Genomic DNA, 21459 nt, shown 5'->3' with positions numbered 1-21459 from the left:
CTAACGGGCTTTTGGCCAATTTTGGGGACGAGGGGCTGCCAGGTGTTGACCCAGCCTGCTTCGACAGCGAAGCCAGCCCCTTTCAGAGCGGCGGCGCGCGGGATGGATTGTGACTAAGTACGGGGTCGGGCGCGAACAGCGGTATGTGCGGAGAAAACTTAACGACTTGGATTTGCCGCGTAACCGCCAAATAGGCAACCACGCTGACCAGCAGATAGAAAACCGGCGCCAGCCTGTCCAGCCATTGCTGCTGTTTAATCGCAGAGCCCAAATTGACAATACTGTTTTGAATTTGCAGATCGTGATCGACAGCCATCAAGGCGGGTTCGCCATCATGATCGATATGCAGTACTTCGAATTCGTGCAGATGCAGGCCGCCCTGCATGGCATCTCTACCGATATGGGCATGCACCAGCGGCGCTGCCACTTGCAAAAGCAGCAAAAACATAACTAGAAATTGACGCAAATATGCAACCATTTATGTTTTCAGAATGTCTGTGGGGTGTCGTTAATCGGTAGACGGCGGTTGTATAGGACCATGCGAAAGGCTATTCTACTTGAATTACGCGATTTTACCCCGAATATCGGCATACATTTATTCACTTTAGGCAAACACCTATGAACAGAAAGATCGGTACCTTGGCAACATTATTCATTGCGCTGGCCTTACTGCTAGGCAGTGTCCAGGAAGCGCAGGCTAAACGCATGGGCGGCGGCAAGTCTTTCGGTAGCAAGCCGAGCTACAGCACACCGTTTCAACGCTCTACCTCTCCCAGTGGAGCCAGCAGCCAGCCGACCCGCTCGGCCAGCCAGCAACAAGCGGCTGCACAAAATCAAACAGCCAGACAAAACTGGGCTGGTCGCGGCGGCCTGATGGGCATGCTGGGCGGCTTGGCTTTAGGCGGATTATTGGGCTCATTGTTCTTCGGCGGCGCATTCGAAAACATCAATCTAATGGACATGCTGCTGTTTGCCGGCGTCGCTTATCTGCTGTACCGCGTGTTTGCGGCCAGATCACGCCAGCAACCCGCCGCGCCTGCCGGTTATGGGCCCGCGCACTCGCAACCAGCGGAATCGCAAAACTATTATCGCGAGAACCAGCAACCGGCAGCCGGCGGCTCGGGTTTCGATACCGATGTGCTGTTCAAAAAAGGCAGAACAGCAGGATCAAGCAATAATAACTATCAACAAGCCGCTAGTTTCGATGCAAACAACTTGCCGGCCGGGTTCGATCAGCGCGCGTTTTTAAGCGGTGCGGAAAGTGCCTACCGCTACCTGCAAGCAGCTTGGGATAGACGCGACTTGGCGGAAATCCGCGGCTTAACTACCGACAAGGTATTTGTAGAAATTCAAGAGCAACTACGTGCATCCAATGATATTAATAAAACCGATGTACTCAAACTGAGCGCCGAATTAATTGATGTCCGCGAAGCCGGCACCGAACTCGAAGCGGTGGTCTTGTTCGAGGCGCTGATCAGCGAAGACGGTGGCAAGGCAGAAGCCATTAAAGAAGTATGGCATTTCGTCAAACCCATCAACAGCAATCAAACCCGCTGGTTCCTGGACGGCATTCAGCAATTTGCAGATTAATCCGGCATGACGGCGGACAGCACTAAAGTCAGACAGCGCTACGATAGGCTTGCGCCTTATTTCGATGGCCTGGAAGGCTTTCTGGAAGGCTTGCTGTTTCGCCGTTTACGTAAAAAACTCTGGTCGCAGGCTAGCGGCGCCCACATTTTGGAAGTTGGGGTCGGAACGGGGAAAAACTTCCCGTTCTATCCTGATGACGCCCGAATTACTGCTATCGATTTCAGCCCGAACATGCTGGAAATGGCCCGCCGCAAACAACTGCGTAAACAGATTGCGGTTGATCTGGCTTTGATGGACGTGCAAGCGCTGGATTATGCCGATAACAGTTTTGACACGGTCATCGCCAGTTTTGTGTTTTGTTCGGTACCGAAACCCAGAAAAGGCCTGAAAGAGCTCTATCGCGTTTGCAAACCCGGCGGTCAAGTGCTGCTGTTGGAACACGTTTTAAGTTCCAACAAAGCTTTGGCGATGATGATGAATTTGTTCAACCCGCTGATTTTGAATACTTTTGGCGCCAATATTAACCGACAGACGTTAAAAAGCGTGCAAGCTTGCCCGTTCCAAAAAATATTCGTCGATCCCGCCAGCAGCGACATGATCAAACTGATCCGCGCCATCAAATAAACCCTTCGTCGCAGCGCCGTTAATTGGGGCTGTTTTTACTATTCAATCGCCGGCGTCTACAATGCGCGCGTGCTTAATCGGGCGTAATAGACGGAAGTTATGGCAAACAAGTTAAAATTGACGGGCAACACTCAGCGCTTGACGCTTATCTGTATTGCACTGCAAGCAGCCGCCCCAGCCGGGGCGGACGACACCCTATCCCATTTAAAGGCCTTATCTCTCCAAGAGCTGAGTGCGACCACCGTTTCCATCGCCTCGAAAAATCAACAACCTATCAGCGAAACCCCATCGGCGGTATTCGTCATCAGCCACGAAGAAATCAGGCGTTCCGGGATGCAGTCCATTCCGGAACTGCTGCGCAAAGTGCCCGGCCTGGAAGTCGCGCGGGTGGATGGCAATCAGTGGGCGATCAGTAGCCGTGGCTTTAACGGGATAAATGCCAACAAGCTGTTGGTGATGATGGACGGCCGCACCGTTTACGACCCACTGAACTCCGGCGTTTACTGGAACGAGCAAGACTACCCGCTGGAAGACATCGACCGCATCGAGGTGATTCGCGGCCCCGGTGCAACGTTGTGGGGCTCCAACGCCGTCAATGGCGTCATCAATATCGTTACTCGTTCCGCGCAGGAATCGCAAGGCGTATTGCTGTCAAGCGGCACCAGCAAGGAAGAGCCCGGATTCGGCACCTTTCGTTATGGCGGCCGACTCAGTCCGGATTTTAATTATCGCGTCTACGGCAAATACAATCATCGCGAGGCTTTTCATTTCGGTAACGGCGAAAAAGCCAATGACAGCCTGGACATGGGCCGCGCCGGTTTTCGCAGCGATTGGACCCCCGACGCCCGCAAAAACCTGATCGTGCAGGGCGACTATTTCAATGGCGACATGCAGCAGTCGCTGAATAGCCTCGACCCGGCATCGCCCATTAGCCCCGACAGCACCAAAAAATATGGCGGTAACCTGCTGTTACGTTGGCAACAAACCCTGGAAAACGATAGCCGCCTACAAATCCGCAGTTATTTCGATCATGCCGTCCGCAACCAAAGCCGACTGGATTATCGGCGCAGCACCTTCGACCTGGATTTACAGCATGATTTCAATTGGCACGCTCATCACGTAACGTGGGGGGCCGGTTATCGCTTCAATAGCGATCAACTTCAGCAAAAACAGGTGCTACTTCACTTCGATCCGTCCGAACGCGATGTGCACTTGTTCAACGTCTTTGCTCAGGACGAATGGCGATTTCTGGCAGACGAACTGCGTTTGATATACGGCAGTAAAGTCGAGCATAACGATTTTACCGGTTTTGAGATCCAGCCTTCCGCGCGGCTGTTGTGGGTGCCCAATCAACAACACAGCTTGTGGGGTGCGGTATCCAGAGCAGTTCGCGTACCGGCCAGGGCCGACCACGACGTCAATGTCTTATTCAACGTAGGCCCCGGAACCACAGCCAACGTCTTGGGCGACGATAATTTTGACTCGGAGAGCGCAATCACTTACGAATTGGGCTACCGCTTTTTTCCGAACGACATCTTTAACCTGGATACAACGCTGTTTTATAGCGATTACGGCCGACTAAGCACCACCGAACCGCAAACACCGCTGGTAAACGGCGATAACATCACTATCCCGTTTCTGATTGCCAACAAGGCAAAAGGTGAAGCCTACGGCTGGGAAACCGCATTGAATTGGCGGATGTCTGAACGCTGGCGCGTGCAAGGTAGTTACAGTCTGTTTGCAATTGCCTTGCACCAGCGCGACGGCAGCCTGGATAGCGCAGCAACAGTTGCTGAAGGCAATAGCGCCCGCAACCGTTTCAACCTCAGTTCCTACTTCAATCTGCCGTATCAATTGGAATTTGATGCGCATTGGTATTACACCGACCACCTAATCAATCAGGTGCCGGCCTATCATCGGCTGGATCTGCGCTTGGGCTGGCAGCCGAATCTGCATTTTGAATTGGCTGTCGGCGCGCAGAATTTGCTGGACAACCGGCACCTGGAATTCAGCCCCAATATAGATAACGCGGTGATCAGTAGCGAAGTTGAACGCAATTATTACCTTAAAGCCACGGTACGCTACTAGATGCGGCGTACAAGCCTACACAGCGTTTTGACAAGCAGCGGCGTCGTTGCGCGGCGGTGCCTGTTAATGCTGTTGTTGGCCTGTTTACCGCCGCTGCAATCATCGGGCACAGCGGGTGAACCGCGCTTTAACGAGACGGAACTTAAAGCGGCGTACTTATATAACTTTGCCTATTTCGTGACTTGGCCGACCACCCACAAGGAATTTTTGTTTTGCAGTTACGCCAATTCGCCGGTCACCGGCGTACTGGCCAAGCTGATCGAAGGTGAGCACGTAAACGATCTACCGATGCAGATGGTTATCGACCCAATACCCGAACAATTGCACGAATGCCAGGTGATTTATATTCCGGCACAACAGGAAAGAATTCTCGCGGCGACCCTGGAGTTTGTCAGGCCGTTTCCGGTGTTGACGGTCAGCGATATTACCGATTTCGAACACCGGGGCGGCATGATCCGACTGGCTAATGACGGCCTTCGGGTTCAACCGGTCATACAACTGAAAAATGTAACGCGAACAGGTTTGACGATTAGTTCCAAGCTATTGCGCAGTTCGCGACTGATTGAGTAGCTGCCGGCAGCAATTTCCGGGCAATTTTGAACATGGCTTGATGAGTTACTGAACTCACCACTGCGCAAGGATCTGCATCGGCGCCGTCGAATGATTTTGAAACTGATGAGCAGCACCCCCAAGTATCTAAATCAGTAAAGCAGGGTAAAGGATTAACCGTTACCCTGGATCAAATTGACCTTATCGCTAGCGAGCCGAATTAACAGTACGCTCCAATTCTTCGCGGCTAAGATGACGCACATCCTTGCCTTTCACCATGTATATCACCTGCTCGCAGACGTTGCAGGAGTGGTCGCCTATCCGTTCCAGCGCGCGCGCAGCCCATAGCATATCCAGAGCTCGGGTGATGTTGCGCGGGTTTTCCATCATTTGCGTGATCAACTGCCGGGTGATACTGGTGTATTCCCGGTCAACCTTGGCGTCCTGCTCGGTGATAGCAATCACCTCTTCGACATCGTTTCTGGCATAGGCATCCAGCGCGCCGTTCAGCATATCCTTGACCAAGTTCAGCAGATGTTCGATTTCGTAGTACTTGTCTTGATAATAATCAGCGCCTTCCAAACGCATGGTCATTTTGGCGATACGCGCCGCTTCGTCGCCAATCCGTTCCAGGTCGGTAATGATTTTGATGGTGGCGATCAACATGCGTAAATCAAAAGCCGCCGGCTGACGTTTGGCCATGATTTCGGTGCATTCGTGGTCGATGTCTTTTTCCATCTCGTTGACATACTGATCCTGCAGCACCACTTTTTCGGCATTTTCCATGTCGTTACCCATGAAAGCCTTGGTCGCCAGGTCAACTTGCTGCTCGACCAGGCCGCCCATGGTCAGCACCTTGTTGCGAATATCTTCCATCTCCTCGTTGAATTGGCGGGAAATGTGCGATTTGATTTTGCTGTTATCCATTGTTTACCTCCTAGCCGTACCTGCCGGTAATGTAATCTTCAGTTTGTTTTTTTGCCGGATTGGTAAACAACTCGCTGGTTTCACCAAATTCGATTAATTCGCCCATGTACATAAAAGCGGTGAAATCGGATACCCGCGCCGCCTGCTGCATGTTGTGGGTGACGATCACTATCGTGTATTTTTCTTTTAACTCGTTGATTAACTCTTCAATTTTTAGCGTCGAGATCGGATCCAACGCCGAGGCCGGTTCGTCCAGCAGAATCACTTCCGGCTCGATAGCAATGGCGCGGGCGATGACCAGCCGCTGTTGCTGCCCCCCCGACATGCCCAAGGCATTATCGTTCAAGCGGTCTTTCATCTCGTCCCATAACGCGGCACCGCGTAGGGACTTTTCCACAACTTCATCAAGGATGCGCCGGTCATTAATCCCCTGAATCCTCAGCCCATATGCCACGTTTTCGTAAATGGTCTTCGGAAACGGATTGGGTTTTTGAAACACCATGCCCACGCGCCGGCGCAAAGCCGCGACGTTTACCGATTTATCGTAAATATCCTCGCCATCCAGCAGAATCTTGCCTTTGATGCTGACGCCGTCGACCAGATCATTCATCCGGTTGATGCAGCGTAATAAGGTGGATTTGCCGCAGCCGCTGGGGCCGATATAGGCGGTCACCTTCTTATGGGGCATTTCCATATTCACGCTATGCAAAGCCTGCTTCTGGCCGTAAAACAAATCCAGATTTTCAACTTTGATGCAGGTTTCCAATTGCTCGGCGCTTTTTCTGTCTTCCCTTTTCAACGCGCTAATGTCAATGGCGTGGGTATTCTTTTGGGCTGTTGTCATGATATAGGGTCCAGTCTTCCGGATGGATATGCGAATTTAATTTTCCAGGGCGCGGTATTTTTCCCGCAAATTGTTACGTATCGAAATAGCGAACATATTCAGACCAATAATGACCATCACCAATAAGAGCGACGTCGCGTAAACCAAAGGTCTGGCCGCTTCGACATTCGGGCTCTGGAAGCCGACGTCGTAAATATGAAATCCCAAATGCATAAACTTTCTGTCCAGATGCAGATAAGGAAAGTTGCCGTCCAACGGTAAGGTTGGCGCCAGTTTCACCACGCCTACCAGCATCAAGGGCGCTACTTCGCCGGCGGCGCGCGCCACGGCCAGAATCAAACCGGTCATGATCGCCGGGCTGGCCATCGGCAATACCGTGCGCCACAGTGTTTCCGCTTTGGTTGCGCCCAGCGCCAAACTGCCTTCACGTATCGATTTGGGTATCCGCGACAAACCTTCCTCGGTGGCGACGATCACCACCGGCAAGGTCATCAAGGCCAGCGTCAGCGACGCCCACAGCAAGCCCGGCGTACCGAAGACCGGCGCCGGCGCCGCTTCCGGGAAAAACAGGCGGTCGATGTTACCGCCGATGATATACACGAAAAAACCCAAGCCAAACACGCCGTAAACGATGGACGGTACGCCGGCCAAGTTATTGACGGCAATGCGGATCACGCGGGTGATAAAGCCCTGCTTGGCATATTCGCGCAGATAAACCGCCGCGATGACGCCGAACGGCGTGACGACGACCGCCATCAGCATCACCATCAACACGGTACCGAAAATAGCCGGAAAGATACCACCCTCGGTGTTGGCTTCACGCGGTTCGTCGCTGACAAACGTGGCGAAATTACCGACATATTCGATACATTTGTCCAGCCCGCTCATCGTGTTGGGGCGGGTCATTTTCACCACCCGATTCAAGGGCAGACTAATTTCTTTTTGTCCGGCTTCCGCCACCACCAGGCTGTAGCGTTTGCTTTCCTTGCTCAACTTGCCGATTTGTTGCTGGATGGCTTGGTATTGTTTTTCGTATGTCTGCTTTTGCGCGGCAAATTCCTGTTTGGCCGCATCGTTCCAGGCATTTTTCAGTTCCAGCGCGCGTTGCTTCAAACGCAAGCGCTCCAATTCATAGTTGATCGCCCCGACTTCATGGTCTTGTAAACTATCGATTTCGTCGTGCTGCTCCAACACTGTCGCCAGTTTTTGTTGCGCCACCTGCCAGGCCTGCTCGCCTTGCGCAATCACCGCGCCGTCTTCCTTAACCGCCAGCAAACGGCCGTAGAAATTGCCCCACTCACGGCGTTCGACCATGATCAAATCATCCGGCGTGGATTGGCTGTGAATATATTGCTGCTGAATCCAGCGAAAATCGCTACCGAGAATATCGCGGTTACCGGTTTTTATCAGATGCTGCACCAGGTATTCGCCGTTATCCAACAACTCATGGCCGGCGGCCCTGGCTTGCGCGGCCGGTAATAGCGAGGTGGCCACCGCTTCACCGATAATCGAACTCTCCGGGCCATCGCGATCTTGATAGCGATATTCGATTATGTCGGCCGGCCAAAAATGCCCCAAGCCCCGGACCGCAATCAGCAGCAGCAAGCCCACCACCAATATCAGATTCAAACTGACCGCGCCGGCGGTCATCCATATCCAGGGCGAACCGCTCTTAAACCATGCTTTAATCATAATGAGCTGTATTTTTGTCTTAAATTCTGCCGAATGACTTCAGCCAGCGTGTTGACTACAAACGTGAACATGAACAGTACCAAAGCCGCCAGGAACAGCACCCGATAGTGGGTACTGTTGACTTCCGATTCCGGCATTTCCACCGCGATGTTAGCCGACAGTGTGCGCAGACCCTGGAAAATACTCAAATCCATAACAGCGGTATTACCGGTGGCCATCAACACGATCATCGTCTCCCCAACCGCGCGGCCGAAACCGATCATGATCGCTGAGAAAATACCGGGGCTGGCAGTCAGCAACACCACCTTGGTCATGGTTTGCCAAGGCGTGGCACCCAGCGCCAAAGAGCCGGTGGTCAAATGCTTGGGCACACTGAAAATCGCGTCTTCGGCGATGGAGAAAATCATCGGAATCACCGCAAAACCCATGGCCAAACCGACGACCAAGGTGTTGCGCTGGTCGTAACCGATACCAAATTCCTCGCGCATCCAGGTGCGCAGATCGCCTTTAAAACACAAGGCTTCGATAGTCGGACTTAACTGAAAAGCCAGCCAGGCGCCGAATATCACCACAGGAATCAGTACTACCGCATCCCAGCCGTCGGGGATTTTGTGGCGGGTTTGTTCCGGCACAAATTGCCAGAAATAGGCAAAAATCATCACGGACAGCGGCACAACCATCAATAATGCAAAAATCCCGGTGAGATTGGCTTCCACGAAAGGTGCCAGCCACAAGCCGGCTAAAAAGCCCAAAATCACGGTCGGCAAGGCGCCCATGATTTCCACGCCCGGCTTTACGTACTGCCGCACGCTGGGCGCCATGAAATAGCCGGTATAAATCGCTCCAAATAAGGCCAACGGCACGCCCATCAGCATCGCGTAGAACGAAGCTTTTAAGGTGCCGAACACCAGCGGCGTCAAGCTCATTTTCGGTTCGAAATCGTTGCTGGCCGCCGAGGATTGCCAAATGTAATCCGGTTTTGGATAGCTTTCGTACCAGACTTTGTGCCATAACGAACGCCACGATACTTCCGGATGTTCGTTTTCGATAGACCAATGATTGATTTTGCCGTCTTCGGTTTGCAGTAACATGGCATTGGCGCGCGGCGATAAGGTGACGGCAACAGGTTTTCCGCCAGCAATTTTTTCCTTGATCAATTCCCGCTCGGCGGTGGAACTGTAAATGCCGATCTCGCCGTTGGCGTCAGCCGCCAGCATACCTTTGCGGCGCTGTTCCGGATTGATGGTAATAATCGGCGCGTCGGATACTTTAAACGCCCGTAGCTTCTCGATACTGAAATGGTTTTGCTGGTCGCGGACCATTGACCATTGCGCCATCACACCGCTGGTGTCGCCGATCAGCAGAGAAATATCGCCGTTCAAAAACTCCATGCTGCTGATTTGCACACCCTGGTTCAGCACGTTCAATTTATGTTTAATCTCGGGCTTGCTCTTGTCGAGAATATCGACGACAGTCAAATCCCCTGCGCGGCTGGCCAGGTAGAGGTTGCGCAACTCTTTATCCAACAGGATAAAATCCACGTCATCCGCGGCCATCTCAACCAGTGAATCGGTGGCTTCCCAAGTGCCTTCATCGTCGAACAGCGATTCTTTTTTACTAAGACTGCTCAGCACCATACGGTTATCAGCAGTTTTAGCCAGCAAAGTGCTGTTTTTATCGCCTAACTTCACCGCCAGCTTGGTGAGCGCCTGGCCTTGCTTATCCACCACCAGCGGTTCGGCCCCTAAGGGATATTGAATAGCGGGGGTAATGACCCGCTTGCCGCCGGGATAAGACAATTTGTAATCATGCTTGACGACCACGGCACGACCATCGGATAAACCAAAGGCAATCACGCCTTTATCGACACCGCCATGCGCGTAACTGGTAATTTGTAGTTGCTCGGGGATAGGTAGGGTATCCACGCGAATCAGTTGACCCGTAGCAACGCTAAAAAATATCGCTTTGCCGGTGTCCGTAAACCGCACCGCTACTTCGTTCTGTTCTTCCATCGACAGGAAAACGGTATTGCCCAGCACCTGCTCGGGCACATCGTAACGGCCGACCACTTCCGCGTGGGAGGGCATCAGTATAGGGAAAACCACATACAGCAGATAGAAAAAGATTAACACCACCGCCAGGATAATACTCAACCCACCGGCTACGACGCCGCGAGCCACCATTTTGTCCTTTACTAGCCGCCAACGCTGATAGCGCTCACTGGTCGCCGTCTGAAACAGCGTGGCTTTCGCTTGAGTGGAATGGACTTCAGTCATAACTAGGTATCGTGAGTTAACAAAAAGCGGCGCCGAACAATCGCAACGCCTTCAGAGACAAAACAGCCGATAAAACTACAGAATTATCGGCTTGATAGTATACAAGATCATCCACCATTACTTGGCGAGAGGGGCAATGACATTGTTGGTATTAGCCAATCCCTTGCTGCATCCATGCAGAATTGTCCCTTTATCAGGCATCCTTGGCTGATGTAATTACTGAATCAGAGTTAGAGCTTTTTCGACTGCCTTGGCTGGCAATGGAATGTAGCCGTCTTTGATCACAACTTGTTGGCCGGTTTTGGACAACACCATTTTGATGAACTCTTTTTCCATGGGGGCCAGCGGCTCGTTAGGTTTTTTGTTCACGTAAACGTACAAGAAACGAGACAGCGGGTACGCGCCGGATGTGGCATTTTCCGGAGTGGCCTCAACAAACGGCTGGCCGTCTTTCAGCGCCAGCGGCACGGCTTTTACGCCCGAGGTGGAGTAACCGATACCGGAATAACCGATGCCGTTTGCCGACGTCGTAACCGATTGCACGACCGACGCGGAACCGGGTTGTTCGTTGACGTTACTTTTGAAATCACCTTTGCACAGTGCTTCGTCTTTGAAGAAACCGTATGTACCGGAAACCGAGTTACGGCCATACAGCTGAATAGGTTTGTTTGCCCAGCCGCCCGTCAGGCCGGCTTGGCCCCAGGTGGTGATGTCAGTGGCATAACCGCATTTACGGGTTGAAGACAAGATCGCATCCACTTGCGGAAGACTCAAGCCTTTAACCGGATTGTCCTTGTTGACGAAAACCGCCAGCGCATCGATAGCAACCGGAATCGCAGTGGGTTTGTATCCGTATTTGCTTTCGAAATCGTCGATTTCGTTGTCTTTCATTTTCCGACTCATCGGACCCAGGTTAGCGGTACCTTCGGTCAAAGCCGGCGGCGCGGTTGAAGAACCGGCTGCTTGAATCTGAATGTTGACGTTAGGGTAAATCTTGCCGAATTCTTCGGCCCACAAGGTCATCAAGTTAGCTAAAGTATCCGAGCCAACGCTGGAGATATTGCCGGACACGCCGCTAGCTGCCGCGTATTCGGGCAAAGCGGGGTCCAAAGTCGCGGGAGCCGCCACAGCTTCGCCGCCGACTAAAGCGGCCGATGCAAAACCAAATCCTAAAACCAGCGATTTCAGCTTGAATGTATTTTTCATATATTTTCTCGAAATGTTTAAAACTTAAGATTCATATTGCCAACCTAGCGTGACAATAGTATGAAGCAAATGTGACAGTTTTATGACAACGCACCGAATCCTGAGCGGCCGCGCAAATCCAGCACTTCACTCAAGCCAGGCCGGACGTTTTCCAACTTTAAAAAACTGTAGCTGAAATCAACGGTTTGATCATTTTCAACGTCCTCTCTGGCAAGCTCCCGCCATTGCCTGGCATCAATCTCCGGGAAAAAGGTGTCGCCCTCGAAGGTGTTATGGATTTCGGTCAGATACAAATAATCGGCATACGCCAGCATCGCTTCATATAAGGTGGCGCCGCCAATCACGAATAGCTCCGGGCTATCGGCATAGCATTGCAGCACGCTATCGATGTCGCCAAACACTCGGCAACCGGGTTGTTGATAACTCGGGTCGCGGCTGATAATGATATTCTCCCGTCCCGGTAAGGGCCGACCGATGGCCCCAAACGTCTTACGCCCCATCAAGATCGGCGCGCCCATGGTGATTTGTTTGAAGCGTTTCAAGTCGGCCGAGAGATGCCAGGGCATTTGGCCGTTCAGGCCAATGGCGCGATTACTGGCCATCGCCACGATCAGTGATATTTTCATGCGGAGTGTTTAAGATGGGCTTTGTGAGCAAAACATCATACTAGAAACCATCGTTTATGAAGAAAAACATCCTGCTGGTATTTACCGGCGGCACCATCGGTTCGCAGCTCAGCGGCGACACCATCAATACCGACGGCAGCGCCGGTTTTAAGTTATTGCAATGCTTTACCGAACAAGACGCCAAGCCGGATTCGGTTAACTTCAAGACCTTGCAGCCCGTGCAGATTCTCAGCGAAAACCTGCATCCCAGCCACTGGCCGCAAATCATCGCCGCGATTGAAGCCGAGGACTTAAGCCAATTCGACGGCATCATCGTCACCCACGGCACCGACAGCCTGGCCTTTAGCGCCGCTGCGCTGAGCTTGTATTTTAATGGTTTGTCGATTCCGCTGCTGCTGGTTTCCAGTGATTTGCCGCTGGATAACCCGCAAGCCAACGGCGTGGCGAACTTTTTGTGTGCGGTGGAATTTATCCGCCAAATTGGTTTGGCCGGGGTGTTTGTGCCTTATCGCAATCCAGGCCAAGCGGCGCTGATTCATCTCGGCAGTCGACTATCGTCCTGCCTGCCCTTAAGTAGCGATTTTATCAGCGTGCAGTCGCAGGCCTGGATGTGCTTCGAGAACGCACGCTTCCACTCCCTGCAAAATTCGGCAATCTACACACATTCGCCAATTGCGCTGAAGCCCAACTTTTCCAAACGTATTTTACTGATCAAGCCTTACCCCGGTCTGGATTACTCTGCTTACAATCTCGATAACATTGATGCCGTACTACATGACCTCTATCACTCCGGGACGGCTTGCGCCTCCGCCGCAGCAGGAGAGCAATACAGCTTGGTGGAATTCGTCAAACGCTGCACGAGGCGAGGCATCAAAATTTATCTGGCACCGGCGTTATATTCGGAAAGCGCATACGCCTCGACTCGCGAGCTACTGGATGCGGGCGCGGAAATGATCTGGAATACGTCGTTGGAAGCGGCTTACGCTAAATTGTTATTGGCTTACGGCAATTTCGATACGCCGCAGGCAATTTCTGGGTATTTGGCACAGAACTTGGCCCACGAGCAACTGGGTAATTAGAGGGGACTTTAGTGCGTCGAGCCTGATGGCTAAACTATAGCGAGGAGCGGATTGCCTAAAGGCAATCCGCTTAATAGTTGGGAGCTATGGCTTGGCTGGCGCGGGTGCTGGCGGCTTTTTAACCAAAACTTTGGCATCCGGCCCCATCGACACGGAATAGTCGGTGGAGGAAATCACGTTCTGACTGGCTATGTCCACAACTCTTAGCGACACATAGACATTGTTGTAGCCAGGAGCAAACGATCCTACGACGACCGCTTTAGCCCCGACGTTATTTAAAGCTTCCTTGGTTTTATCAGGCAGTTGCAGGATACCGGCTTCGTTTTTAGCAAAAATTTCAGTAGGCAGTTCCATACCCATCACCCGGTAACCGGAACGATGAAAGGCCGAGGAAATTTGATCGGAGACAATTCGGCCAAACGCCAATGTTTGCTCGAGTTCGCCGACATTAACCAGCGAATTGATGACCACCAGACTACCTCTGGGCAAAGGTTCGCGCAAATCGAGAAGGAGCTGATCGACAGCCTCGTAGCTTACCTCGACCAAATCGTCATCTTTGACTTCGCTAGCCCGAAAACCCCGGCTACAACCGCTCAGTATGATCAGCGCCAACGCCATCAGCGCCATCGTCTTTTTGTTAACCATAAGACCTCTCCTCTCGTAATTGTTGAAGTTATCAGAGCTTAAAACAGCAAGCCAGTCAATCTAATTTACTACCGCAGTATACACAGCATTGCGCTGGAGAATTGCTTAAACAATGCCAGGCAAATCCCTGGATTTTTTTGAACGCTTATTGACCGCTTTCGGTAACAATCACACCGATGCCGTTTTTCTGCAGCAATTCCTTAATCGTGGAAACGCTGGCGGGATTATCGTAGGGACCGACCTTAACGCGATGCCAGATAACATTGCCGACCTTAGCTTTCTCAACCCTGGACTCTATGCCGAGCGATGCCAGCTTAGCCTTGTGGCGCTCGGCTTCTGACGCCTCCCGGAAGGAACCGGCCTGCATAATGTATTTGGCCGCCTTGGTTTTACCGACTAGCTGCTCGCGCACCCTGGTTTTGATTTCGTAGTCGGGCACCACGACTTCCGCCTGTGGCAGTATGGTATAAAAATCGTAACGCGGTTCTTCCGGCTCCGCTGGTTGCGGCGGCTCCGCCGGTTTTTCCGGCTCAACGACCGCTTGAGTTTGCGGTTTGACCGGTAACTCTTGCTTTAACTTCTCCACTACTTGCGGGATCTCCGCCTCCGACTTGCCTGCCACCAACTCCGGTACCATTTTGCGGATCATGTTCAAAAACACCCCAAAAGCTACAATCAGCGCGATGACCAGCAACCAACGCCAAGGTGCCACCGAGGACTTTTTCGGCTTTCTACGACTGTTGGTGTAACTGGGGCTTTGAACGCGGTGCTTATAGTCTCTGGCCATTACATCGCTTCAGGTGCATTGATTTTCAATAGGGATAGGGCATTGACCAATACCTGCTTCACGGCGCAAATCAAATTGATGCGCGCATTGCAAAGCTTATCGTCGTCCACCAGAAACTGGTGCGCGTTGTAATAACTGTGGAACTGATTGGCCAGTTCACGCAAGTAATGAATCAATTGATGAGGTTCGTAATTCACAGCAGCACGTTCCAAAGTTTCCGGGTACTTGGAAAGTGTAGTCAGTAACGCGGCTTCCTGCTCTTCGGTCAACAGATTCAGATGCTCCATACCTAACTGCGGATTGCGTTGCCGGCCTTTTTCGTCGAGCTGGCGCAACACGCTGCACACCCTGGCATGCGCATACTGCACATAATAAACCGGATTTTCGTTGCTTCTGGAAGTAGCCAATTTCAAGTCGAAATCCATATGTTGTTCGGATTTACGCATCACATAAAAAAAGCGGCACGCATCTCTACCCACTTCGCTGCGCAGTTGTCTTAGGGTGACAAATTCGCCGGAGCGGGTCGACATTTGTACTTTTTCGTCGCCGCGATACAAGATCGCAAATTGCACCAGCAATACTTTCAGTTTGGATTCGTCGGCGCCCAAGGCTTGCATCGCCGCTTTCACGCGCGGAATATAGCCATGGTGGTCGGCCCCCCAGATGTTGACGATTTGATCGAAGCCCCGATCCAATTTGTGCATGTGATAGGCAATATCAGAAGCAAAATAGGTGGTCTGGCCGTTATCGCGCACCACCACTCTGTCTTTTTCGTCGCCGAGGCGGCTGGAAGCAAACCAAGTAGCACCTTCCTGCTGGTAAAGATATCCGGCAGCGTCCAGACGTTGTAAAGCCTGCTCAACGGAATGATCGTCCATCAGCGAACGCTCGGAAAACCACTGTTGATAACTCACGCCGAATTCAGCCAAGTCGTCTTTAATGTCGTCCAGAATTTCGTCCAGACCGGCTTGAAACACCTCTTTATAAGCGTCGCCGAGCGAGGCTTTGGCTCGGTCGATCAACGCATCAATGTGTTTTTCCTTATCGCCGCCTTGCGGTTCGTCGGCGGGCAAATCCGCCATCACTAGCGCGGCAGCTCTGCGGTAAGCGTCGCCGGCTTTCTTATGCAAATTCGCGGAAATATCTCGGACATACTCGCCGCGATAGCCATTGCTAGGGAAAGGCAGAACTTCGCCACAGGCTTCCAGGTACCGCAACCAGACGCTGGTGGCGAGAATATCCATCTGCCGGCCGGCATCGTTCACATAGTATTCTCGTTCGACTTCAAAACCGGCTGCCGCCAGCAAATCCGCCACCGCAGAACCATAAGCTGCGCCGCGGCCGTGGCCGACATGTAAAGGCCCGGTGGGATTAGCGGAAACGAATTCGACTTGCACTCGCTTGCCAACGCCGATCTTGCTCAAACCGTATTCCGACCCAGTATCGAGTATCTGTTTGACGACCTGAAATTGGCTATCGGGATTGATGAAGAAATTGATAAATCCGGGGCCGGCGATATCAACCTTGGTGATCAGCGCATCGCTCGGCAGTGCCGCGACTATTTTTTCGGCCAGCTGTCTAGGATTAAGTTTGGCCGGATTGGCCAGCAACATCGCCAGGTTGGTGGCGAAATCGCCGTGTTGCGCATCGCGGGTGCGCTCCAAATTGATTTGCGCAATAAAATCGTTTTCGAGAATACCTTGAGTTTTAAGGGCTGTAACGGCTTGTTGTAACAGGGATTCCAGCTTTTGTTTCATCGCGTTGAAAAATGGGGATTTATCGGAAAATACCCTGCATTATCCATGAAAAACAAATTATTGGCTAGGACGCTCGCCGAACAGCGCCGTGCCGATCCGCACCAGCGTTGAGCCTTCGGCAACCGCTGCCTGTAAATCGCCACTCATGCCAAACGAAAAAGTATCGAGATCGTGACGATCAAGTTGCCGCACTGCCTGATAGAGCCGCCGATACGGCAGGCATTGCGCCTGATAATCCTGCTGCGGCTCCGGAATCGCCATCACCCCGCGCAAACGCAAATTGGGCAGCTTACCGACTTGTTCGATCAGTACCGGCAAATCCGCCAATTCAATGCCGGATTTGCTAGCTTCATCGCTGATATTGACCTGCAAGCAGATATTCAAAGGCGGCAAATAGTCCGGACGCTGCTCGCTGAGGCGTTCGGCTATTTTTAGGCGATCAACACTGTGCACCCAGGCAAAGTGCTGGGCAATAGGCTTGGTTTTATTGGATTGAATCGGCCCGATGAAATGCCAGCTGATATTGAATGCCGCCAATTCCTGCTGTTTTTTCAGCGCTTCCTGTAAATAATTTTCGCCAAAATGGCGCTGACCGAAACGGTAGGCTGCAGCAATATCGGCGGCGGGCTTGGTCTTGCTGACCGCCAATAACTGCACACTCCCTAGTGAACGCTGCGAATCGATTTCGGCCTGACGGAGCTGCTTGCGTACCGTGGCGAAACGCTGAGCGATACTATTCACGATCCTCAGCCGCCGACTCTTTTTTGGCGAACAATCGCGAAAACAGCAATCCGGATTCAAACAACAACCACATCGGCACCGCTAACAGAGTTTGCGACAAAGCGTCGGGCGGCGTCAAAAACATCGCGATGACAAACACCCCAACAATGACATACGGCCTTTTTTCAGACAGCGTCTCGGGGGTGATGATGCCGGTCCAGACCAATACAATAGTGAAAATCGGAATTTCGAACGATAAGCCGAAGGCAAAAAACATTGCCAATACAAAATCCAGATAAGTGGCTATATCAGTCATCACCGCCACGCCGGCCGGCGCCGCCGATGTGAGATAGCCGAATACCAGAGGAAATACCAAAAAATAGGCGAAGGCCGCACCACTATAAAACAACAGCGTACTAGCCAATAACAGTGGCGCCACCATCAGTTTTTCATGGCGATATAAGCCGGGCGCCACAAAACCCCAGAACTGGTAAAGAATGAAGGGAATGGAAACGAACACCGCCACCACAAACGCAAGCTTGAACGGCGTGAAAAACGGCGAGGCCACATCAATGGCAATCATCGTGCTGTTTTTCGGCATGTGCACTAACAGCGGCTCGGCCAGATAGGCGTAAATCTCGTTGGCGTAGCTTGCGGTACCAACAAATACCAGCAGCACGCATAACACGACCTTTAACAGGCGGTCGCGCAGCTCGACTAAATGGCTAAAAAATGACTGCTCGTTATCCAGCGGCGCTTGGCTTGTCATCGTCCTGATTGATTTCTGTCGCTGCCTGAGCATTGAAGTTAATATCGTCGAGAGCTGACTGAGTATCCTGCACCACTTTCTGCAATTCGCCGGCTATGGACTGTTGCTGGATTAACTGGCGCATTTCCTCAGCGTGCAATTCCTGTTTAATTTCCGCCTTAGCAGTGGCCAACACAGTACGGGCTTTTCCTACCCAAAACCCAGCCAAGCGGGCCGCTTTCGGCAATTTTTCCGGGCCGAGCACCAATAGCGCCACCAACCCCACCATCAACAATTCTGAAAAGCCGACGTCGAACATATCGCAGACTACGCTCGGTCTTTTTCTTTATTAGTGACTTCGCCTTCCAAAGGCTCCTCTTCCTTGCTTGCAATCGCCTTATCTTCGCTACCTTCCTTAACGGCAGAACGAAAGCCCTTAATCGCTTCGCCAAGATCGGCGCCGATATTTTTCAGGCGCTTGGTGCCAAACACCAAGATCACGATAACTAACACTACTAATAAATGAGGGATGCTTAAACCCATTGTTCACTCCTTAATTTTTACTATCAGGAAATATCGCGCTGCGCTTTTTCCTGTAAACCGGACAATCCGAAGCGCCTTTGCAACTCACTGATCACATGTTCCGGGCCGAGTTCCTGATGCGCCAACATCACCATGCAATGAAACCAAAGATCGGCAGTTTCATACACAATTTTATCCTTATCGCCGTCTTTGGCGGCAATCACCGTCTCGGTAGCCTCTTCGCCGATTTTTTTCAAAATATGATCTAAGCCCTTGGCGTATAAACTGGCTACGTAGGACTGATCGGCGGTTTGCAGCTTGCGCTGCTCAAGAACCTCGGCCAATTGCTGTAAAACTTCGCTCATTAGCTTTTGTTTGGATTGAAAATTGCAAAATCATAGCACGTTGCCGAAGCAGCCAAAAAAAATCTATCGGCAAAAAAAAGCCTCCCTATGCTTGCGCAGAGGAAGGCAAAAAAACCAGCGGAGTGCTTAGAAGGAGGTTCCGCTCGTTATTACAACACCAGGAGGTAGTTACAAATTCTTGGATCAGCTATTCAGCAGCGCCTTAGTCGACATATTGCTAAATATGGAGGTGACAGCGAACAGCACAGTAGAGATGACGAACAAGCCGGAAATAAAGCTCCAAACACCGACAATAAAAAGAGCGCCGATTAAGATGTCTTTTTTAAAGTCGTTCATTGTGCTCAAATTCTCTATTTTAAAATCTTGCGCTTGACAAGACTTCATGTGCTTGCTCTTCAGTTGCAGCGCACTATACAGGATAGAAAAAAGTTTACAATTAGGCTTTTACTAAATAAATTGTATACAATTTAGAAACAATAAAAATGTCAACGCTTTTTGGTGAATTTTTTACTTTCCAGGAGATACCATGGACAAACTAACCAGCATGAATGTCTTTGTCCGCGTCGCCAAAGCCGGCAGCTTTGCCGGAGCCGCCAAAGATCTCGATATTTCCAGAGCAATGGCTACCAAACATATTATGCAGTTGGAAAGCGAACTGAACACACGCTTATTCAATCGCACAACCCGCAGCTTAAGCCTGACGGAAGCCGGCGAGGCTTACCTGGAGCGCTGCCAGCAAGTCCTACTGGACGTGGCCGAGATGGAATCGGCGATCACTCACCTGCAAACAGAGCCGCGCGGCACACTGAAAATTCTGGCACCGCCAGTCATCGGCGCCAGCCATATTTCGCCGGGCTTGACCGAATATCTAAAAAACTACCCTGACCTATCGGTGGAAATGGTGCTGAAAGGTGGACAAGTCGATTTAATTGATGAGGGCGTCGATCTGGCTATCTATTTGGGACAACTCAATGATACCAGCCTGGTGGCCCGAAAACTGGCCAGCTCGTCGCTGGTCGTATGCGCGTCCCCGGAATATCTGAAAGCACACGGTACGCCACAAGACCCCGAAGACCTGGAAGACCACAGCTGCTTGATCAACTGGGCGATCCCGCCCCGTAACAAGTGGCGATTCAAGGGCATACTCGGCGAACGCACCGTTACTGTCACAGGCCGGATGCAGGCCAACATGGCCGATCCGATCCGCAACGCTGCGGTAAACGGCTTGGGCCTGATCATGTTGCCCCGCTACATCGTCGGCCGAGACATCGAGCAAGGCCGTTTACAAGTGGTCATGGAGCAATACGGTATCGCGCCGCTGGAGATTTATGCGGTTTACCCACACCGCAAATATTTATCCGCCAAAGTCCGTTCGTTTCTGGAGTTTATTCAAGCCTGGCTACCGCATAGAATCGGCATGAACCCATGACCGATCTACAAAGTAAGTGGGACGCCATTTATCGAGATTCTGCCGCCTCACCTGCGCCAGCCGAGGTGTTGGCGCAGCATCGATATTTGCTACCCAAGCAAGGTAAAGCGCTGGAGTTGGCCTGCGGCCTGGGCGGCAATGCCATCCTCTTGGCTGAGTCCGGCCTTGATGTGGATGCTTGGGATATTTCCTCGGTCGCTTTACAAATATTGCAACAACAGGCTGCCGAAAAAGGCCTTTCCATCGCCACTCGGCAATGCCATATCAGCGCCGAAACGCTGGTGCAGCAGACTTACGATGTGATTGTCATCTGTCGTTTTCTTGACCGAGCCCTGTGTAATGCGATAATGGCAGCCTTGAAACCGGGCGGCCTGCTGTTTTATCAAACATTTACCCGTAACAAACTTGACCAACAAGGCCCCAGCAATCCCGAGTATTTACTGGCAAACAACGAGTTATTGCGGCTATTCAGCCCCTTAAGCATAGTTTTTTACCAAGAATACGCAAAACTCGGCGATGTGCGATTCGGCAATAGAAACGAAGCCTGTTTTATCGGGCAAAAATAAAGCGGTAAATTAATGATAGAAAATCTCGACCCCAAACAATCCTGGGCTGTATTACAAACTAATCAGGCCGCCGTACTGATCGATGTCAGGACAGCCATCGAACACAGCTTTGTCGGCCACCCGCCGCAAGCGATTCATGTCGCCTGGAAAGAATTTCCCGGCATGCAATTAAACACGGGTTTCGTAGACCAAGTTCAGCAGCATGCCCCGGATAAAACCGCGCCGATTCTGCTGTTGTGCCGCAGCGGACAACGTTCTGTAGACGCTGCCAAAGCGCTGGAAGCAGCGGGCTACGAGCACCTGATCAACATTCTGGAAGGCTTCGAAGGCCCGCTGGATGAAAACAAGCATCGCGGCAATACTGGCGGCTGGCGTTTTCACGGCTTGCCTTGGCAACAAAGTTAATCCCTCAGCCAATC

At 51.7% G+C, this 21459-nt stretch carries 24 protein-coding genes; 8 read left to right on the top strand and 16 right to left on the bottom strand.

From position 1 onward, the window contains the following. Positions 1-82: 82 nt before the first annotated feature. Entirely contained in the window at positions 83-448 is a 366-nt protein-coding gene (locus JWZ98_RS00615) for a hypothetical protein (RefSeq protein ID WP_205452559.1), read from the bottom strand. Positions 449-618: 170 nt separating this feature from the next. Between JWZ98_RS00615 and JWZ98_RS00610 the strand changes: the two genes are divergently transcribed. The 4 genes from JWZ98_RS00610 to JWZ98_RS00595 all read left to right on the top strand — a co-directional run bounded on the left by JWZ98_RS00610 (position 619) and on the right by JWZ98_RS00595 (position 4872). Then, on the top strand, positions 619-1590 hold the full coding sequence (locus tag JWZ98_RS00610) for a Tim44-like domain-containing protein (protein ID WP_205452557.1): 972 nt from the start codon (positions 619-621) through the stop codon (positions 1588-1590). A gap of 6 nt (positions 1591-1596) precedes the next feature. After that, entirely contained in the window at positions 1597-2214 is a 618-nt protein-coding gene (locus tag JWZ98_RS00605) for a class I SAM-dependent methyltransferase (RefSeq protein WP_205452555.1), read from the top strand. Positions 2215-2313: 99 nt separating this feature from the next. Further along, positions 2314-4302, top strand: coding sequence for a TonB-dependent receptor (locus JWZ98_RS00600; RefSeq protein ID WP_205452554.1), 1989 nt, complete (start codon positions 2314-2316; stop codon positions 4300-4302). 27 nt (positions 4303-4329) lie between these two features. Next, positions 4330-4872: a YfiR family protein gene (locus JWZ98_RS00595; RefSeq protein ID WP_205452553.1), complete on the top strand. Its 543-nt coding sequence runs from the start codon at positions 4330-4332 to the stop codon at positions 4870-4872. Between the two features lie 186 nt (positions 4873-5058). On the opposite strand, the gene phoU is transcribed toward JWZ98_RS00595, so the two are convergent. From phoU to JWZ98_RS00565, 6 genes are all read right to left on the bottom strand, one after another. Continuing rightward, on the bottom strand, positions 5059-5778 hold the full coding sequence (gene phoU / locus JWZ98_RS00590; protein WP_033156873.1) for a phosphate signaling complex protein PhoU: 720 nt from the start codon (positions 5776-5778) through the stop codon (positions 5059-5061). Between the two features lie 10 nt (positions 5779-5788). Continuing rightward, positions 5789-6622, bottom strand: a complete 834-nt coding sequence (gene pstB / locus JWZ98_RS00585; RefSeq protein WP_205452552.1) for a phosphate ABC transporter ATP-binding protein PstB — start codon at positions 6620-6622, stop codon at positions 5789-5791. 36 nt (positions 6623-6658) lie between these two features. Then, the gene (gene pstA, locus JWZ98_RS00580) at positions 6659-8314 is read right to left on the bottom strand and encodes a phosphate ABC transporter permease PstA (protein ID WP_205452551.1); all 1656 of its coding nucleotides are present in this window, start codon (positions 8312-8314) and stop codon (positions 6659-6661) included. After that, positions 8311-10590 carry an ABC transporter permease subunit gene (locus JWZ98_RS00575; RefSeq protein WP_205452545.1) on the bottom strand — a complete coding sequence of 760 codons (2280 nt, stop codon included), beginning with the start codon at positions 10588-10590 and terminating at the stop codon, positions 8311-8313. The genes pstA and JWZ98_RS00575 overlap by 4 nt, the downstream gene beginning before the upstream one ends. Before the next feature lie 216 nt (positions 10591-10806). Beyond that, the gene (locus JWZ98_RS00570; protein WP_033156877.1) at positions 10807-11796 is read right to left on the bottom strand and encodes a phosphate ABC transporter substrate-binding protein PstS family protein; all 990 of its coding nucleotides are present in this window, start codon (positions 11794-11796) and stop codon (positions 10807-10809) included. A gap of 80 nt (positions 11797-11876) precedes the next feature. Next, the gene (locus JWZ98_RS00565) at positions 11877-12422 is read right to left on the bottom strand and encodes a dihydrofolate reductase (protein ID WP_205452544.1); all 546 of its coding nucleotides are present in this window, start codon (positions 12420-12422) and stop codon (positions 11877-11879) included. 56 nt (positions 12423-12478) lie between these two features. Here JWZ98_RS00565 and JWZ98_RS00560 point away from each other — a divergent pair, with 56 nt between their 5' ends. Beyond that, positions 12479-13501, top strand: coding sequence for an asparaginase domain-containing protein (locus JWZ98_RS00560; protein ID WP_205452543.1), 1023 nt, complete (start codon positions 12479-12481; stop codon positions 13499-13501). Positions 13502-13585: 84 nt separating this feature from the next. Here JWZ98_RS00560 and JWZ98_RS00555 read toward each other — a convergent pair whose 3' ends face one another. From JWZ98_RS00555 to JWZ98_RS00515, 9 genes are all read right to left on the bottom strand, one after another. Next, positions 13586-14146 carry a FlgO family outer membrane protein gene (locus JWZ98_RS00555; protein ID WP_205452542.1) on the bottom strand — a complete coding sequence of 187 codons (561 nt, stop codon included), beginning with the start codon at positions 14144-14146 and terminating at the stop codon, positions 13586-13588. Between the two features lie 145 nt (positions 14147-14291). Beyond that, positions 14292-14933: an SPOR domain-containing protein gene (locus tag JWZ98_RS00550; protein WP_205452541.1), complete on the bottom strand. Its 642-nt coding sequence runs from the start codon at positions 14931-14933 to the stop codon at positions 14292-14294. Further along, entirely contained in the window at positions 14933-16690 is a 1758-nt protein-coding gene (gene argS / locus JWZ98_RS00545) for an arginine--tRNA ligase (RefSeq protein ID WP_205452540.1), read from the bottom strand. The genes JWZ98_RS00550 and argS overlap by 1 nt, the downstream gene beginning before the upstream one ends. Positions 16691-16747: 57 nt before the next feature. Beyond that, on the bottom strand, positions 16748-17431 hold the full coding sequence (locus JWZ98_RS00540; protein WP_205452538.1) for a YggS family pyridoxal phosphate-dependent enzyme: 684 nt from the start codon (positions 17429-17431) through the stop codon (positions 16748-16750). Continuing rightward, on the bottom strand, positions 17424-18179 hold the full coding sequence (tatC, locus tag JWZ98_RS00535; RefSeq protein ID WP_205452536.1) for a twin-arginine translocase subunit TatC: 756 nt from the start codon (positions 18177-18179) through the stop codon (positions 17424-17426). Before tatC ends, JWZ98_RS00540 begins: the two co-directional genes overlap by 8 nt. After that, a complete protein-coding gene (gene tatB / locus JWZ98_RS00530; protein WP_026602621.1) occupies positions 18154-18477 on the bottom strand; it encodes a Sec-independent protein translocase protein TatB in 324 nt (107 codons plus the stop codon). Before tatB ends, tatC begins: the two co-directional genes overlap by 26 nt. A gap of 8 nt (positions 18478-18485) precedes the next feature. After that, a complete protein-coding gene (tatA, locus tag JWZ98_RS00525) occupies positions 18486-18701 on the bottom strand; it encodes a Sec-independent protein translocase subunit TatA (RefSeq protein WP_033156884.1) in 216 nt (71 codons plus the stop codon). 23 nt (positions 18702-18724) lie between these two features. Further along, positions 18725-19045: a phosphoribosyl-ATP diphosphatase gene (locus tag JWZ98_RS00520; protein WP_171697187.1), complete on the bottom strand. Its 321-nt coding sequence runs from the start codon at positions 19043-19045 to the stop codon at positions 18725-18727. A 183-nt stretch (positions 19046-19228) separates the two neighbouring features. Next, on the bottom strand, positions 19229-19429 hold the full coding sequence (locus JWZ98_RS00515) for a hypothetical protein (RefSeq protein ID WP_205454526.1): 201 nt from the start codon (positions 19427-19429) through the stop codon (positions 19229-19231). Between the two features lie 142 nt (positions 19430-19571). Between JWZ98_RS00515 and JWZ98_RS00510 the strand changes: the two genes are divergently transcribed. From JWZ98_RS00510 to JWZ98_RS00500, 3 genes are read left to right on the top strand one after another with little or no spacing between them, the layout of a single operon-like run. Further along, complete coding sequence (locus tag JWZ98_RS00510; RefSeq protein WP_020484211.1) at positions 19572-20474, top strand: LysR family transcriptional regulator; 903 nt, start codon at positions 19572-19574, stop codon at positions 20472-20474. Next, entirely contained in the window at positions 20471-21040 is a 570-nt protein-coding gene (locus JWZ98_RS00505) for a methyltransferase domain-containing protein (protein ID WP_205452534.1), read from the top strand. Before JWZ98_RS00510 ends, JWZ98_RS00505 begins: the two co-directional genes overlap by 4 nt. Positions 21041-21052: 12 nt before the next feature. Then, positions 21053-21445: a rhodanese-like domain-containing protein gene (locus JWZ98_RS00500; RefSeq protein WP_205452533.1), complete on the top strand. Its 393-nt coding sequence runs from the start codon at positions 21053-21055 to the stop codon at positions 21443-21445. The last annotated feature ends 14 nt before the right edge of the window (positions 21446-21459 follow it).

Origin of the sequence: Methylomonas sp. EFPC1, from assembly GCF_016925515.1 — a bacterium.
In the GTDB taxonomy this organism is placed as follows: Bacteria; Pseudomonadota; Gammaproteobacteria; order Methylococcales; family Methylomonadaceae; genus Methylomonas; species Methylomonas defluvii.
The sequence above is the reverse complement of the archived record's forward strand: the minus strand, read 5'-3'. Positions and strand labels throughout refer to the sequence as shown.